Annotated in this window: 17 protein-coding genes; 12 read left to right on the top strand and 5 right to left on the bottom strand. The window is 51.0% G+C overall.

The window, feature by feature from the left end:
* Positions 1-61: 61 nt before the first annotated feature.
* The 3 genes from bchB to psb27 form a co-directional block, all read right to left on the bottom strand.
* Positions 62-1588 carry a ferredoxin:protochlorophyllide reductase (ATP-dependent) subunit B gene (gene bchB, locus C1752_RS06275; RefSeq protein WP_110985204.1) on the bottom strand — a complete coding sequence of 509 codons (1527 nt, stop codon included), beginning with the start codon at positions 1586-1588 and terminating at the stop codon, positions 62-64.
* A 707-nt stretch (positions 1589-2295) separates the two neighbouring features.
* On the bottom strand, positions 2296-2457 hold the full coding sequence (locus C1752_RS06280; protein WP_110985205.1) for a twin-arginine translocase TatA/TatE family subunit: 162 nt from the start codon (positions 2455-2457) through the stop codon (positions 2296-2298).
* 158 nt (positions 2458-2615) lie between these two features.
* Positions 2616-3044 (bottom strand): photosystem II protein Psb27, encoded by a 429-nt coding sequence (psb27, locus tag C1752_RS06285; RefSeq protein WP_110985206.1) that lies wholly within the window; start codon positions 3042-3044, stop codon positions 2616-2618.
* A gap of 148 nt (positions 3045-3192) precedes the next feature.
* On the opposite strand from psb27, the gene cbiD reads away from it, so the two are divergent.
* Positions 3193-4317: a cobalt-precorrin-5B (C(1))-methyltransferase CbiD gene (cbiD, locus tag C1752_RS06290; protein WP_110985207.1), complete on the top strand. Its 1125-nt coding sequence runs from the start codon at positions 3193-3195 to the stop codon at positions 4315-4317.
* Between the two features lie 8 nt (positions 4318-4325).
* Here cbiD and C1752_RS06295 read toward each other — a convergent pair whose 3' ends face one another.
* Positions 4326-5231: an alpha/beta fold hydrolase gene (locus C1752_RS06295; RefSeq protein WP_110985208.1), complete on the bottom strand. Its 906-nt coding sequence runs from the start codon at positions 5229-5231 to the stop codon at positions 4326-4328.
* A gap of 108 nt (positions 5232-5339) precedes the next feature.
* Between C1752_RS06295 and C1752_RS06300 the strand changes: the two genes are divergently transcribed.
* The 7 genes from C1752_RS06300 (at position 5340) to C1752_RS06330 (ending at position 11801) form a co-directional block, all read left to right on the top strand.
* Positions 5340-6725 carry a cytochrome P450 gene (locus C1752_RS06300; protein WP_110985209.1) on the top strand — a complete coding sequence of 462 codons (1386 nt, stop codon included), beginning with the start codon at positions 5340-5342 and terminating at the stop codon, positions 6723-6725.
* A gap of 48 nt (positions 6726-6773) precedes the next feature.
* Positions 6774-7040 carry a SelT/SelW/SelH family protein gene (locus C1752_RS06305; protein ID WP_110985210.1) on the top strand — a complete coding sequence of 89 codons (267 nt, stop codon included), beginning with the start codon at positions 6774-6776 and terminating at the stop codon, positions 7038-7040.
* Between the two features lie 286 nt (positions 7041-7326).
* On the top strand, positions 7327-7809 hold the full coding sequence (locus tag C1752_RS06310; protein ID WP_110985211.1) for an MSMEG_0572/Sll0783 family nitrogen starvation response protein: 483 nt from the start codon (positions 7327-7329) through the stop codon (positions 7807-7809).
* A 2-nt stretch (positions 7810-7811) separates the two neighbouring features.
* Entirely contained in the window at positions 7812-8831 is a 1020-nt protein-coding gene (locus C1752_RS06315; RefSeq protein ID WP_110985212.1) for a Nit6803 family nitrilase, read from the top strand.
* A 210-nt stretch (positions 8832-9041) separates the two neighbouring features.
* Positions 9042-10118 carry an MSMEG_0568 family radical SAM protein gene (locus C1752_RS06320; protein WP_110985213.1) on the top strand — a complete coding sequence of 359 codons (1077 nt, stop codon included), beginning with the start codon at positions 9042-9044 and terminating at the stop codon, positions 10116-10118.
* Between the two features lie 202 nt (positions 10119-10320).
* Positions 10321-10833 (top strand): MSMEG_0567/Sll0786 family nitrogen starvation N-acetyltransferase, encoded by a 513-nt coding sequence (locus tag C1752_RS06325; RefSeq protein ID WP_110985214.1) that lies wholly within the window; start codon positions 10321-10323, stop codon positions 10831-10833.
* Complete coding sequence (locus C1752_RS06330; RefSeq protein WP_110985215.1) at positions 10833-11801, top strand: sll0787 family AIR synthase-like protein; 969 nt, start codon at positions 10833-10835, stop codon at positions 11799-11801. Before C1752_RS06325 ends, C1752_RS06330 begins: the two co-directional genes overlap by 1 nt.
* 12 nt (positions 11802-11813) lie before the next feature.
* Here the strand turns inward: C1752_RS06330 and C1752_RS06335 are convergent, their stop codons facing one another.
* Positions 11814-12590 carry a Uma2 family endonuclease gene (locus tag C1752_RS06335; RefSeq protein WP_110985456.1) on the bottom strand — a complete coding sequence of 259 codons (777 nt, stop codon included), beginning with the start codon at positions 12588-12590 and terminating at the stop codon, positions 11814-11816.
* A gap of 57 nt (positions 12591-12647) precedes the next feature.
* On the opposite strand from C1752_RS06335, the gene C1752_RS06340 reads away from it, so the two are divergent.
* The 4 genes from C1752_RS06340 to C1752_RS06355 all read left to right on the top strand — a co-directional run bounded on the left by C1752_RS06340 (position 12648) and on the right by C1752_RS06355 (position 16040).
* Positions 12648-13802, top strand: coding sequence for an MSMEG_0565 family glycosyltransferase (locus C1752_RS06340; protein WP_110985216.1), 1155 nt, complete (start codon positions 12648-12650; stop codon positions 13800-13802).
* Positions 13803-13833: 31 nt separating this feature from the next.
* The gene (locus C1752_RS06345; protein WP_110985217.1) at positions 13834-14121 is read left to right on the top strand and encodes an MSMEG_0570 family nitrogen starvation response protein; all 288 of its coding nucleotides are present in this window, start codon (positions 13834-13836) and stop codon (positions 14119-14121) included.
* A gap of 348 nt (positions 14122-14469) precedes the next feature.
* Positions 14470-15657 carry a formamidase gene (fmdA, locus tag C1752_RS06350; protein WP_110985218.1) on the top strand — a complete coding sequence of 396 codons (1188 nt, stop codon included), beginning with the start codon at positions 14470-14472 and terminating at the stop codon, positions 15655-15657.
* A 95-nt stretch (positions 15658-15752) separates the two neighbouring features.
* Positions 15753-16040, top strand: a complete 288-nt coding sequence (locus tag C1752_RS06355; protein WP_110985219.1) for an FmdB family zinc ribbon protein — start codon at positions 15753-15755, stop codon at positions 16038-16040.
* Positions 16041-16045: the final 5 nt, after the last annotated feature.

The following is a 16045-nucleotide window of genomic DNA, read 5'->3' on the forward strand; positions in this document are numbered from 1 at the left end:
GAAGAAAGGCGCATCCCCAGAGGAATACGCCTTGTCGGAGTCGCAAGATCTAGAAACTTTCCTATGCGCCTACAGACTCTTTGGCTGCGTAGAGGATCTCTGCAGTAATCTCAACGAACCCACGCTCCCGAGCAAATTTCTCAGTGTTGCGCTTGACTTTACCCCGCACAAATCCAGGGATTTTGTTGAGTTCAGAGAGGCCGTCGTTAGCCCAGGCAAGATCAGAGTCAGCGGTCATACTCTTCGTAATCACTTCCTTGGTATCGTGACCGCCGAAGATCTCTAAGAGGTGATCCTCCATACCCAGAGTAAAAGAGTTATACACTAGGTCAGCAAGCTGATTTGTCCCCTCGTAACCCAGGAATGGCTTGTAGCCGATGGGAAAGTCCTGAATATGAATCGGAGCAGCAATGACGCCGCAGGGAATGTTAAGACGCTTACCAACGTGGCGCTCCATTTGAGTGCCAAAAATAGCGGATGGCTCGACCTTTGCGATCGCATCTCCAATGGCACCGTGATCTTCGTTGATGATCACCTCATCACAATACTCACTGACCTCTTGGCGGAACCAGTCCTGATCATACTTGCAGTAAGTCCCGGCCCAAACCACATGAATGCCCATTTCTCGAGCGAGAATCTTAGTCATTGCAGCCGCGTGGGTGTTGTCGCCATAAACCACCGCTTTCTTACCCGTCAAATTCTGACAGTCAATAGAGCGCGAGAACCAAGCCGCCTGAGACACATGCAGCGTCTGCTCTTCAATAAAGGCTTCATAGTTAACGTCTGCACCCTGCTCGTTCAAGATCTGCTGAATGCGGCGAATGCAGCGAGCTGTCTCAACTACGCCCATTGGAGTGATGTCTACGTAAGGCGTCCCGAACTCCTGTTCGAGATACTTGGCCGACATGTGGCCGAGTTCACGGTAAGGCACCAGGTTAAACCAAGCCTGAGGCAAACGCTTCAGGTTATGAACCGACGCCCCCTCAGGAATCACTTCGTTGACTTGAATACCCAAGTCGGTCATCAACCGCTTTAGCTCGGTGCAGTCATGCTGGTTATGGAACCCAAGCGTTGACATACCAATGATGTTGACCGAGGGCTTCTCAGTCCTTTTCTCTAGCAGGTCACCATGCTTGCGACCTTTCTCAATGTAAAACTGCACAATTTGGTCGAGGGTCCGGTCAGCCGCCTGCAGCTCATTGACACGATAGTGGTTTACATCTGCCAGTAAGACATCGCCCTCTGTGCTCTCTGAAGCCCGCTCTACAAAATTTTCAAGATCTTCTTGCAGAATACTGGAGGTGCAGGTCGGCGTCAGCACAATCAGGTCAGGATGCTCTTCTGCATCTTTACGTGTGATATTATCAACCACTTTTTCCTGGGAGCCACGCGCCAGAACATGGCGGTCTACCACGCTAGCAGTCACGGGCGTAAAGTCTCGTTCACGCTCTAGCATCGAGCGCATAACGTTGAAGTAATCATCCCCAAGGGGTGCGTGCATAATGCCGTGCACGTTTTTGAAGGAGCTGGCAACGCGCAATGTACCGATGTGGGCAGGCCCTGCATACATCCAGTAGGCTAATTTCATCCTGAAAATCTCCGTTGGGTCTTCCAAATCGCCGATCGCACATAGTGAACTAAGCGGTATCTCTAAAATGGCTTAGCTCCTACTTGCAGCATCAGCTACGTGCATTATTGTCCACTTTCAAAGACCACTAGAGGCGGGATTGCTGCCGAAATGATATATAAAAGAATAAAAGTAAACACAGATGATTAAATAAATCTAAATTACAGTTTTTTTAGATTTTGAAAGGAACTTATAAGTTTTTACTCTTTTCTATTTATAAAATTAAGATCAAAAAGCAAAATTGAAATCAAAAGTAAAAAGTGCTCAACGGGAAACAGGGCACATCACCACTAAGCCTTGTTGTCCCTGAACTTGAGGCGCTTGGCTCAACCTCAAAGATATGATCAATCCTGAGGGAATATACCCCCTCAGCAAATTGAATAGCTTGCATCTAGAGATAAAGAGACTGCCTTGGCAACTGTATTAAAAATAGTGAATTAAGTCTAAAGAGAGGCGCTAGGTAAAGAAGCGTGACTTCTATAAGCGCTGGGGTCATGCATTCAGTGCAGCGGTGAATGCTCTTACGTCCCCTTATATCGAGCGTTCGAATATGATTCACGAACAGCGGCGGCTCAACTAAAATCTGAAGTCAGCGGCTTCTAAATAGATGGTTGGTAGAGAATCCATTTGCCTAACTTTGAAATCCTAATCAACTTTTGGCTTGGAGGCTAGTCAAGCTCTTCATCCTCTGGCTCACTATCTAGCTCATCCTTGAATCCTCGAAGCGACTTCCCTAAAGACGCCCCTAGCTCTGGTAGACGCTTGGGACCAAACAGAACCAGAGCTGCCAACCCAATGAGACCTACCTCTAACCATCCCAAGCCGAACATGCAGCTTTTCTCCTAGTCATAGAACTGAGCGATGCTATGACCCTAGCACAGCGTCCCAAGGATCTTAAGGCTCCCCGCTGACGAAAAAAGTTCGCCATTATATAGTGCTATCAATAGCTGAGGGTAGGACAGGTTCTACCCTCAGCTATCATTCTTAACTAAGAGGCTTCGCGCTTGAGAGCAATCTCTACCTGCTTAAACTCTTGATCAAGTCGAGTCTTGAGCTTCTCAGGTACGGGACGGCTAGGATAGGCAGTGTAGTGACCAGCCAGAGCATTGAGAGCGGTCGTCATCGTCATAAATGAGGCCAGACCTGCCGTTTTGTTGTCACGACGATATCGAGAAATAAATTCGTTGATTTGCTCTTTAGCTTGAGCCTGGGCTTCGGCTTTGCCTGAATCATCGTCAGGTAAATCGACCGCTGTTCGCAGACTATCAACAACCGTCAGCGTATCTTGGTTGTAGTTACCCGATAGCGTTTGCGGAGGGCCTTGGATACCAAAGGCACCCGCAGCGGGAGCGTAGCCCACGCAAAAAATGCCGGCAACGAGAACAAAGCTCAATAGAGTAGAAAACAGGCGCTTCATATGTTTGGAGGTCTCACTTAAACTAGCGTCAATAAATGTTGGTTACCAGTGCGTCTTGGCATTGGAGGGCCACTTGACCCCAACTTAATCAGGATAAAACATTCCTGCCCCTTGCCTCAGCCGCCGCTCTCATGCGAAGTCATTCACCATGCCTGATCCCCGCTCTGGATATACGTTGCCAGTTTTTGCCTGTGCAGCTGCGATCGCATCTCTACGCTACCTCTACAAACCGCAATCTTATACAACGATCCCCGTTGATTTGATCAACCCGCCCGAGCAGGCTGACATCCCCATTGACCAGACATCAGCAATCCGGCCTGGGATGGCGCTGGCTATCACCCGCAGCGATCCCGGCGATAATCTTGACCTGACCCGGCATACCCCTATCTGGGCGGTGGTGGAATGGGCAGACGCCTCACAAACAGAGTGCGTTGTTCTCAAAGGGGGAGAGGGAATCGGAATTGATAAAAACCGAGGGGACCAGGCGGCTTTCTATGACTATGCCCAGAGGCTCTTGCTCACAAACTTAGAACAAGAGCTGCTGAAGGGCGATCGCATCCAGGTCACCATCATTCTGCCGGAAGGGCGAGCACTCGCTCAACGGACCTCTAATGCTTCCTTTGGCGTTGTGGAAGGTCTTTCGTTGCTGGGTACCTCCGGTATTTCTCAGCCGTTATCGGCACCGGGTCAGCTTGAAGCATTTAAAGCTGAGCTTCAGCAAAAAGCCGAACAGACCGATAGCCTAGTCTTTTGCCTGGGTGAAAACGGTCTTGATATTGCCCGTAAGAGGGGCGTTCCAGAGCATTGCTTAATCAAGACGGCTAACTGGCTGGGGCCGATGCTAGTGGTGGCGGGAGAACAGGGCTTGAAATCTATTCTGCTGTTGGGGTATCACGGCAAGTTGATTAAGCTAGCGGGAGGAATCTTCCATACCCATCATCACTTAGCCGACGGTCGCCAAGAAATTTTGACAGCGATTGCCGCCAATGCCGGACTCCCGACGCCGGATCTTCAGGTGATTTTTAATGCGCCCACGGCAGAAGCAGGGCTGCAGCACTTGCGTTCTCTTGATCCAGCTGGGAGCAACTGGGTCGATGATATCTATACAACGATGGCAGAACGGATCGATCACAGAGCGGAGGAGTATGTGAAGGTGCATTGCGATCTCAGCATCCAGATTGGCTCGGTCCTATTCGACCGCAGTCGCCAGATATTTGCCACCAGCCAGGTCGGCCACTCGTTGCTCCAGAATTTTTCCCAAAGGGAACAGTAATATGGCCTCTAAGACACTGCGATAGGGACAGCATGCTTTTGAATCCAATTCTGAAGCAGAGGATTCACCACTTCAGGCGCTTCATCTTGAGGGCAATGACCAATCCCGTCTAGGGCGATAAAGTCCTCAACCGCTGGAAACTTTGCCAGTTCTCGCCCCTGATCAATGGGTTCCCAAGGATCTTCTTTACCCCAGAGCATTAATACGGGGCAAGTGACTTGAGGCAACAGATCTTCGGGAAGTGGGCCTTGCGAATACTGGATAAAAGCTAAAAATACTGCCGGTGCGCCTGCTTCAAAGGCCGGTCCCAGCAAAAGATCAACGAGTTCATCGGTGACGGCCTCTTTGCGGCCATAGGCCTGAAGCAAAATCTTACGGACGGCCTTGGGTTTCGCCACGCCCTTGAAAAAAGCTTCGCCCAGCAGCCGATAGGCCAACACCTTCTGCAGAACTGGAGCCGACATTCGCCGATACCAGGGAATTTCTTGGCGCTTGCGTTCGTGCAGCAGCCGCAGTGAACAGTCCAGCATACTGACGCCCAGAATCTGGCTTGGGTTCATGACCGCTGCCTGGAGCGCCACAATACAGCCAATCGAGTTTCCCACCAGAAAAGCCGGACCGCCCACAATCTCTTGGCAAAAATCGAGTACCTGCTGCCCCCAGGTTTCGAAGATATATTCCACGTTCTGACCGGGCTGCAGGGGGCCAGGGGCAGGCTTATCAGAACCACCAAACCCAACCAGATCAATAGCGTAGACACGACTCGTTTCCGCTAGCTCAGCAATATTTTTACGCCAGTGCGCGCTAGAGGCTCCAAAGCCGTGGATCAAAACAACCGCAGGTCCCTGCTCACCTGCGAACTGATAACGAATCCGAAAGCCTTGCCATTGCCAAGTTTCAGTTTGAGGCTGCATGATGGGTCCCTAGAAGTCTTCATATATTGTAATATTCCTGCGAGTCTGTGTCGTTGCGACTCGGTCAATCTCGCTATAGTCGAAGAGAAGCAACTGCTGCGAAGAACTATGACCTCTACACTCAATCGCAATACTAAGGAACCCCAAAAAGAGCCTTTGACGTTTGCTGATATTCCTGCGTCGAATGCACCGAGTTGGGTGCAGCTTCTGCAAACGGTCTTTAATCCGATACCTGAACTAGAGCGATCTCGCCAACGCTTCGGTGACGTTGTTCGCGCTGGGGCGGCGGGCTTTCCGCCGATGGTTTTTGCGGGCAGCCCTGAAGGGGTTGAGGCAATTTTGGCGGCTGATACAGAGCTGTTTGAAGTGGGCAGTGGCAACAAGGCACTCCGACCTTTACTGGGAGAGCACTCCCTAATACAGCTTGATGGTGCTCCCCATCGGCGGCAGCGCAAATTAATGATGCCTTCTTTTCACGGTGCGAGCGTGCAGCGCTATGGCGAGGTGATGGCGGAGGTGACGGAGAATGTCATGTCTCAGTGGCAGCCGGGGCAGGTCTTTCCGATTCATTCGTCGATGCAGAAGATTACCCTGAGGGTGATTTTAAAAGCCGTGTTTGGGTTAACAGAGGGAGAGCGCTTTGAGCAGCTACAGAACCTACTGTGTGAGTTTACCGATGCGTTTAATGCGCCCTGGCAGTCTTTGTTTTTATTTCTGGAGCCATTGCAGAAGGATCTAGGAAGCTGGAGCCCCTGGGGGCAGTTTTTGCGACGTAAAGCAAAGATCAATCAGCTTTTATTAGATGAGATTCATGATCGCCGTCAGCAGCCCCCCCAAGACGATGTACTCAGCCTGCTTTTAGCTGCTCGAGATGAAGAGGATGGCTCGGCGCTATCTGACCTTGAGCTACGTGATGAGCTAATGACGCTGTTGTTTGCAGGCCATGAGACGACGGCATCGGTTCTCGCTTGGGCGATCTATTGGATTCACTCCCAGCCAGAAGTAAAGCAAAAGGTAATGGCTGAGCTATCGGATCTAGGGGCAGATCCAGACCCAATGGAGGTGGCAAAGCTTCCTTATCTCACAGCAGTCTGCAATGAGGCGCTACGAATTTATCCGGTGGTGCTATTTACCTTTGGGCGTATTCTCAAGCAGCCTTATAACTTTATGGGCTACAACCTGGAGCCGGGGATTATGTTGGCTCCCTGTATTTATTTGCTGCACCACAATCCGAAGCTTTACCCTGAGCCTAAAACCTTCCGGCCTGAACGATTTTTGGAGCGACAATTTTCGCCCTATGAATTCATTCCCTTCGGCGGCAGCAATCGGCGGTGTTTGGGATATACCTTTGCACTGTTTGAACTTAAGGTTGTGCTGGCAAAAATGTTGGGTTCAGCAAAGCTTGAGTTAGCGAGCGATCGCCCTTCAGTTCCGGTTCGTCGTGGTGTCACCTTTATGCCTTCAGAGGGCGTTCCGGTAAGGCCTCAGGGGTGATGATATTTATACAAGGTATACATCGATAGATTTGAGTTGCGATCGCACATGGTATTTAAAGTCACATCCCCCAAGTTTGAGCAGGAGTTTGAGCGCTGGACCGATGCCCTAGAGCAGGCTAAAGAACTAGTCCCGGACTGCAAGGGCATCTTTCAAGAGGTCAGAATCCTTGAAGACGGCGAGCTGGTTTGGGTGAAAGATCGGTTTCATCGCTACCCACAGTTTATGGGTCCGGGAACCTACAACCGACTGGCAAGGCTATTCCTGCAAGAAGACATGGAAGCGGAGCAGGTTAAACAGGATGACGCCAGCTAAAAAGATCGAGTCCAGCAGCAATTGCACCTATCACTTTCGCTAGGTCTAACGGTCTAGCCTCCCGTTTGCAAGAGCTTGAGAAACCTCTTCCTATTCATACAGACAGACTTGTCGATTGTGTAACTACCGATACGAGACAGCCTAGGCATCACCTTTAAGGTGCCTTTAAGTGATGACCGCTCTTGAAAATTTTTCGACCCGAGCCAATGGATTGCAGAGATAAATTTCTTTGCATGTCTCGACTCGAGGGTCATCACGCATCCACGACCTCGTGAAGGATTTTTATATGCCAGAAGTAACAGCTCCCGCTCATAAGGCGGGCGATTTCTTTGTTGACTATGAAGAGAAAGTCTTTCCTGATGTGCAGGCAGACCCCGGTGAAAAAGCACTTGTAACCTTCCACACAATTGCCTTTGAAGGCTCGATTGGCTTGGTGAACTTGCTCCAGGCCACGCGCCTGATTCGGAAGGGCTTTGACACCTCAGTCTTGCTCTACGGTCCTGGGGTAACACTGGGCATCCAGCGCGGTTTCCCAAAGCTGGGCGATGAAGCCTTCCCCGGACATATGGCGATGAATAATCAGCTCGTTAAATTGATGGAAGAAGGCGGTAAGGTTTACGCCTGTCGGTTCGCACTCCAGGCGCTTTGCGGGCATGGTGAACCCTCCTTAATCCCCGGTATTCGCCCGATTAATCCCCTAGATGTCTTAGACATTGTGCTGATGCATCGCAAAGAAGGGGCATTTATCCTCGATACCTGGACAACCTAACCGTGGACTATTCCCGAACCATACGAGCGGCAGCGGCTCAGATTAGTCCGGTTTTGTTTAGTCGAGACGGGACTACTGAAAAGGTTTTAGATGCGATCTCATCCGCAGCCAAGGACGGGGTAGAGCTACTGGTTTTTCCAGAAACCTTTATCCCTTACTATCCGTATTTTTCGTTCGTGCAGCCTCCAGTGCTGATGGGTAAAGAACATATGCGCCTCTATGAAGAGGCCGTCACAGTTCCTAGCCCTGTCACCGATGCGGTTGGTCAAGCCGCTCGCACCCACAGCATGGTAATTGTTTTGGGCGTCAATGAACGGGACGCCGGATCGCTCTATAACACTCAGCTTATTTTTGATGCCGACGGTACTCTGCTACTGAAGCGGCGCAAAATCACCCCCACCTATCACGAGCGCATGGTGTGGGGGCAGGGTGACGGGGCAGGCCTCCAGGTTTTAGACACCGCCGTTGGTCGATTAGGTGCCCTAGCCTGTTGGGAACATTACAACCCCTTGGCGCGGTTTGCGTTGATGGCTCAGCACGAGCAGATCCACTGCGGTCAGTTCCCAGGGTCAATGGTCGGTCAAATCTTCGGTGACCAAATGGAGGTGACCATGCGCCACCATGCTTTAGAGTCAGGCTGTTTTGTGGTCAACGCCACCGGCTGGCTTTCCGAAGAGCAGAAGCAGCAAATTGTTACCGATGAAAAATTGCAGAAGGTGCTGAGCGGAGGCTGCTACACCGCCATCATTAGTCCCGAAGGAGTACCGCTGTGTGAGCCAATTACGCAGGGGGAAGGGCTGGCTGTGGCAAATCTAGATTTTGCCTTAATCACCAAGCGCAAGCGCATGATGGATTCTGTCGGGCACTATGCCCGCCCCGACTTACTGCGGCTACTGCTTGACCAAGAGGCTTGGTCCGTTCTGGAGCAATCTGCTGGTCAATCACCGGTGACAGATGCTGAGAATAGCCCTCTGCTAACGACTGCACCTGTTCCCATGTCTCTTACGACAGAGGCACTTTAAAGCCTTGCGGACGGGGTGATCACCACAGTAATCACAATATATTTTACCCTAGAGCTGCAGCATCATGACAAGACCTGTCAGCGCTGGTTCGCTCTGCATTGGCCCCCCCGGCCCCCCAATTCTGGGGGGAGAAAGCTAGAGGCTTGGGTCATTCCCTTTGATTGCGAGGAATTGGGGAAACACAAGTGAAATGCTTTTGGTTCCTTCTAAATGAACAAACAACAACTGATTACAGAGCTGCAGTCCAGTGGCCTAAAGCTGGTGGACCCTAACGTAGGGGCTGCCGGACGCCGAGGCGGAGCCGGTCCTTCAGACCATAAGGCGGTCACCATTGAGGGGACGACGGTGATGGTGCCGATTTACACCGGCACTGCCGATCAGTCTCCCTACACGGCGGAAGCGGATACCCTATTGCTCAAGCGAGAAGGTAAAGCCGTTGCCCCGCTCCACTTTCCGGAGCAGCCTCAGTTTTATGGTCTGGAGACTACCGACGGCATTCCCTACTGGAAGATTGCGCTGCTCCACAGCCATGATGTGCTAGCGACGACGGTGCAGCAGACCTGTAAGCGATACCGCGATCCAGAAACGGTCTGTCAGTTCTGTGCCATTGAAAAGTCGCTGGATGCTGACCGCACCATTGCCCGTAAAACGCCGGAACAGCTGGCTGAAGTCGCTGAAGCAGCCGTGCGCCTTGATGGGGTAACCCAAATGGTGATGACCACGGGGACGCCCAATACGTTAGATCGCGGTGCAGCCTATCTGACCGACTGCGCCCGAGCTGTGAAGGCCCGAGTGGATTTGCCGATTCAGGCCCAGTGCGAACCGCCGGATGATTTTGGCTGGTTTGAGCGGATGAAAGCAGCGGGTATTGATAGCTTGGGCATGCACCTAGAGGCAGTGGAGGATGAGGTGCGATCGCAAATCATGCCCGGGAAGGCAGATGTGCCGGTGTCATTTTACTTTGAGGCATTTGAGGCCGCCGTGAAAGTCTTTGGTCGCGGACAGGTAAGTACCTATCTGCTGGCTGGCTTGGGGGATAGTGCAGAAACGCTGATTAAGACTTGCGATCGTTTGATCCAAATAGGGGTTTATCCTTTCGTGGTTCCCTTTGTACCGATTACGGAAACTCCACTGGCGGGGCATCCGGCTCCGACAGCGGAGTTCATGTTGACGATCTATCAGCAGGTGGGTGCATTGCTGAAGATATCTGATTTGTCTTCTGCAGAGATGAAAGCAGGCTGTGCCAAGTGTGGTGCTTGTTCGGCTCTGTCTACGTTTGAGTCCTAGGAGGTGCTTTGAAAGAGATGTGTCAGTTGTGAGATCGGGCTGATGATCCCCCCTAGCCCCCCTTGAGAAGGGAGAGCCAGAGTAATGGTCCCCCTTCTCAAGAGGGATTTAGGGGGATCTCACAATTTTTAGCTATCCGAAATGAGGCATTCAGTATATCTTTATCGTTCTCAAAATATCTGCAGTCCAAGAGGTTTGATTCATGTCTGCCCAACGCTATACCTTTGAACTGGCCCGTTCTCAAACAGAAGTTGATGCCTACTTTGATCTGAGGCGCACTATCTTTTGCGAAGAGCAGGGACTGTTTGAAGGCCATGATGAAGATGGTATAGACGCGATCGCAACCCCCATCATCGCCATCGATCGTGAATCATCTAATCGGGTCGTCGGCGTTGTCAGAATATACGAAGATAACACCCGCCTCTGGTATGGCGGCAGGCTGGGCGTGCATCCTGACTATCGGCGCGTCGGTCGCATTGGCAAGGGACTCATATACAAGGCAGTTACAACCGCAAACACTTGGGGTTGCGATCGCTTCTTAGCCACTGTTCAACAGCAAAACGTACGCTTCTTTCAGCGGCAGCATTGGTTCTCGCTAGAAGAGATTGAGATTTGCGATCGCCCCCATCACCTCATGGAGGCAGAGCTAGACTTTTATCCACCAGGGAATGAACCACGCCCTGTGCTGACTCGGCCCGTGGCCCAAGCATCATAATGCTCACCGAGCTAGCGGCAAACCTACGGCAAACGCTGGGTATCTTGCACAAACAAGATATTCAACCCGTAGCCCATCACCTCGGTCGCTGGGTTCCCGATAATACGACGGATTCTCCGATCTGGCTGGGCGATGACTGTGCTGCGATTCCCGATGGCGAAGGCTACTTACTACTGGCCGCAGAAGGGATGTGGTCGGTCTTGGTAGAGACAGAACCCTGGTTTGCAGGCTGGTGTGGTGTCTTGGTCAACGTCAGCGATATCTATGCAATGGGAGGCAAGCCGGTCGCCGTCGTCGATGCCCTCTGGAGTCGCTCAGTCGAACAGTCTCAGCAGATCTGGGAAGGCATGAAAGCGGCATCAAAAGCCTTCAACGTCCCGATTGTGGGCGGACACACCCACTGCCACAGTCCCTATGAAGCGCTATCGGTGGCAATTCTAGGACGCGCGCAGCATCTGATTACAAGCTTTAACGCTCAACTTGGTGACACCCTATTGCTGGTCACGGATTTCAATGGCAAACCGCATCCTAAATATCCATTTTGGGATGCCGCGACGATGGCAGAGCCTGCAGTTTTGCAGGCCAATCTCGATTTACTGCCGACCCTAGCGGCTGCTGGTCTGTGTGATGCAGGTAAAGACGTCAGCATGGGTGGTTTAGTGGGCACATTGTTGATGCTCTTAGAAACATCCGGCTGTGGCGCTATTTTGGACCTTGACTGCGTTCCTGTGCCCTCTAGCTTGAGCTTGGAGCAATGGCTGGTAAGCTTTCCTAGCTATGGATTTTTACTCAGTGTGCGACCTAAAAAAGTTGCTTCAATTCAGACTTTATTCCGTCAACAGGAACTTGTCTGTGATGCGATCGGGCAGATTACAGAAGGACAGGCCTTAACATTCCAGGCTGGCTCTAAATCAACCTGCTTTTGGAACTTGAGCCAAGATCCGCTCACTGGCTTTTCTAAATTGTGAGAAGAGCTGGGATTAAGAGATTTCGTCTGGGTTGATGCCTTGCGATCGCAAATAATTCTCCAGCCGCTCTTTCTGTTGCCGTTCCTGATCTGCCCGTTGTCGTTCCTGATCTGCCTGCTGTTGGGCAACATCCTCCGGTAAAGGGATCAACTCTCCCTCTGCCGTATACCAGCGTAGCTGTCGGTCATAGATGCCTAGTGCTAAGCCCAACTGCTCACTTTTCAATTTGCCATCCGTGAGTTCAATTTCAACATAGGTTCCACCCATGAGCCGAAATCCAGCAAACTCCATCGTCTCTGGATGAAACCAGTAATACTCCGGTACACGCCAGACGTCCTGATAGAGATCTTTCTTCTTACCCCGATCAATCGCCGCCGTGGAATCAGACAGCAGCTCAATCACAAGATTGGGATATTTGCCCCCTTCTTCCCAAATGGCCCAACTACGGCGGTTCTTTTTCTCTGCGCCGAGGACAACGAAAACATCAGGCCCCTTAAAGTCTTGTGATTTAAGCTGTTTCTCGTTGTAGTAAACAGTGAGATTCCCAGAGATATAAAAGTCTGAGCGGTCTCTCCACCAATATTTCAGCAGCCGGAGTAGAAGATCAATCTGGTCGCGGTGAAAGTCAGTTTCCAAAGGTGGCTCATCGCTATACAAATTTGTAGGTAATCGCTGAACGGTATCAGGGACTTCTTCTTGAATTGATTGTGGCGGGTTAGCTTCAAGACGAACCACTGCAGGACTCTCCAGCAAAACTGCCCTCAGTTTAGCGCAGAGGTATTGAGGCATCATGTGACCCCTTTAAGAAATATCGGCACCCAGATTTGAATCAGTCGCCTTATCGCAATGTCTAGATCATCACTCTCGATCGCGCTCCTCACCTATGCAACCAAACCTCGGGGCAGCGTCATCCACACTCTAGAGCTAGCGACAGCTCTCACCGCCCTTGGGCATCACGTCTGTGTCTACGCTCTTGATAAAGATGGAAAAGGATTTGAGCGATCGCTTCCCTTTCCAACGCAACTCGTTCCGGCTCAAGACGCGCCTAAAGACATCGACGTCCTTATCCAGCAGCGAATCCAGGAATTTATAGGCTTCTTTACAGCTCATCCCCACCATCACGATATCTATCACGCCCAAGACTGCATTGGTGCCAATGCCTTGATCCAACTGCGACAGTCGCAAACAATTCCCCACGTTGTTCGCACCGTGCATCATGTCGAAGACTTTCAAAGTCCCTATCTGCAGCAGTGCCAAGATCGCTCGATTCAGGAGCCTGACTTGTGTTTGTGCGTCAGCGATCGCTGGCAGCAAGCTCTACAGAAGGAGTATTACATTGAAGCTCCCCGCGTCCTCAACGGCGTCGATCTCAACCGATTCTCACCGGAACTGTCGGGCCAAGAGATTGAACTACAAAAACGCTACGGCCTCAATGACTCTCCGACTTATCTAACGGTGGGTGGCATTGAGCCTCGGAAAAACTCACTCCGACTGCTGCAGGCATTTGCCCAAGTTTTACGCAGCCACCCTCAAGCTCAACTGGTGATCGCAGGGGGGGCAACTCTATTTGACTATCAGCCCTATCGAGACCAGTTCTTTCAGCTTGCCGATCAGTTCAATATTGCCGTAGGTCGGTCCTTAATTTTGCCGGGTGTGGTGACCAATGCAGAGTTACCTGCACTCTATCGCTGTGCGGATGTGTTCTGTTTTCCTTCAACAACAGAGGGCTGGGGGTTGGTCGTACTGGAAGCGATCGCATCCCATCTCCCCGTCATTCTTTCTAATCAGCCACCATTCACAGAGTTCCTATCGACCGAGCAGGCGCTGTTTGTGGAACCTGAAGATGAGGACGCCATTGCTTTGGCCATGCAGTCTGCCTTAGACCCACGATTGGCACAGACGCTGATCACAAACAGCTATACAATCTTGCAAAACTATACATGGAAGAAATCCGCACAGCTTCATCTCCAGCACTACCAAGCGTTGCTGTACACCCGCTGAATACCCGAATAAACCTTATCCACTGAAGACAATGCCTGAAATGCGTTTTCAAATCGAATGGCCCGACGGTACCCAGGAGACCTGCTACTCACCATCACTTGTGGTCAAGGACTATCTAGCCGTAGGCGAGACCTATAGCCTTGAAGAGTTTGTGACCAAAATAAGAGCAGCTCTGAAGATTGCGAGCGATCGCGTCCAGGCAAAATATGGCTTTCCCTGCGGTCTTGCCCTGGGACAACTAAAAGAAATTGAGTCAAAAGCTATGGGCTACCGTGACTTACCCGACCCCAAAGTTCGTGCCATTCAATTTATCGAATAAAAGCCTGCATTCGGGCAAGATTCACGCGATCAGCAGACTTTAGATGATTACCAAAACTATACATAGTTGACCGTGGTTCTGTAGCCTATTTGGCATTTTCGCTTCTGTTAAAGGCACTATCGTTCACTTATAGAACGGCCAACGATCGGTCCATCACCCTATCGTTTTATCTCAAGTGCCTTTGCAGCCATTCTGTCACTGAAACGTCCTACAATGAACGGCTTCATCACTGGCCCCAGTGGACTTCTAGAGCAGAAGCTGCATTTTTTTTAATATTTAATTAGGGCGGAAATCGTTTTTTGTCTAGCCCTTCACCAATCAACAGAAATATCTGAAGGAGTGAAAGCTATGCCTGAAACCCTCTTCAAAATTGATCTAACAAAGCCAATGCACGCACAGGAAGTGCCAGGACATAATCGTTGGCACCCTGAGATTCCGGCTGTGGTCAATGTGAAACCGGGCGATAGCTTCAGAATTGAATGCAAAGACTGGACCGACGGCCAAATTAAGAATGATGATGACCCCAGCGATATTCGAGATGTTGAACTGTCTGTTGTTCATGTTCTAAGCGGTCCAATTCGTGTCGAAGGGGCAGAACCAGGCGATATTTTGGTAGTTGATCTGCTCGATATCGGCGCACTGCGTGGAGATGAGTGGGGCTTTACAGGCATCTTTGATCGCGAGAATGGAGGTGGTTTTCTGACCGATCATTTTCCTGACGCCGCCAAAGCCTGCTGGGATTTACAGGGCATCTACACCAGCACCCGTCATATTCCTGGCGTCAAGTTTGCGGGCATTACCCATCCCGGCCTGATTGGCTGCGCTCCGTCTGCTGAATTATTGGCGACCTGGAACAAGCGAGAGAAAGCCCTGGTTGATAAAGGCGGACCACCTTGGAAGCCCCCTATCCCAGCCCTAGCAGAGTTGCCGAATCCTAAAAACGCGGTTCTAGGAACGCTGGCAGCATCTGAATTCGATCGAGTCGCAGCAGAAGCAGCTCGAACGGTTCCGCCGCGCGAGCATGGTGGCAACTGCGACATCAAGAATCTCTCAAAAGGATCTCGCATTTACTTTCCGGTGTATGTCGATGGAGCCAATCTATCTATGGGAGATATTCACTTCTCTCAGGGAGATGGCGAGATTTCTTTCTGCGGCGCGATTGAGATGTCAGGGTATATCGACCTGCACGTGGATCTGATTAAGGGCGGCGTGGAAAAGTATGGCATGGTTAACCCCATCTTCAAGCCCGGTCCCGTGGAACCGCAGTATTCTGAATATCTAATTTTTGAAGGCATATCGGTTGATGAACATACAGGTGAACAGTACTACCTAGATGCCCATGTCGCCTACCGACGGGCCTGCCTCAATGCAATTGAGTATCTCAAGAAGTTTGGCTACACGGGCGAACAAGCTTACCTACTACTAAGCTGCGCCCCCGTTGAAGGCCGCGTCAGCGGTATTGTTGACATCCCAAATGCGTGCTGCACGTTGGCACTGCCCACGGGTATCTTCGATAAAAGCATCTTGCCAACCTAGCTTTAGGGAGGGGCTTAGCTACGCGACTAGATAAAGTTAGGCAAGCCCCCCTCTCTTCATGCTCCGACATTAAAACTTCAGCAAGGAGAGTTCCGATGCCGCTCTACGACTTTCGCTGTGAGACCTGTGGCGAGTTTGATGCATGGCAAACGCTAGCTGAGCTAGATCAGCCGATGCCCTGCCCAACCTGCCCAGCCACTACGAAGCGTCTCTTTTCAGCTTCAAATATTAGCTTAAGTTCCGGCAAGTTAAGGACGATGGACCGTCAAGTTGCTTCAGAACCTAGGGTTGTAAAACGCGATCGCAACCCCACCCCCCCGAGACACCAAGCGTCTAAAAACCCTAGACCTTGGATGGTTGGTCATTCAACCCAAAGACTCTAACCCCA

The organism is Acaryochloris thomasi RCC1774 (assembly GCF_003231495.1).
GTDB lineage: Bacteria > Cyanobacteriota > Cyanobacteriia > Thermosynechococcales > Thermosynechococcaceae > RCC1774.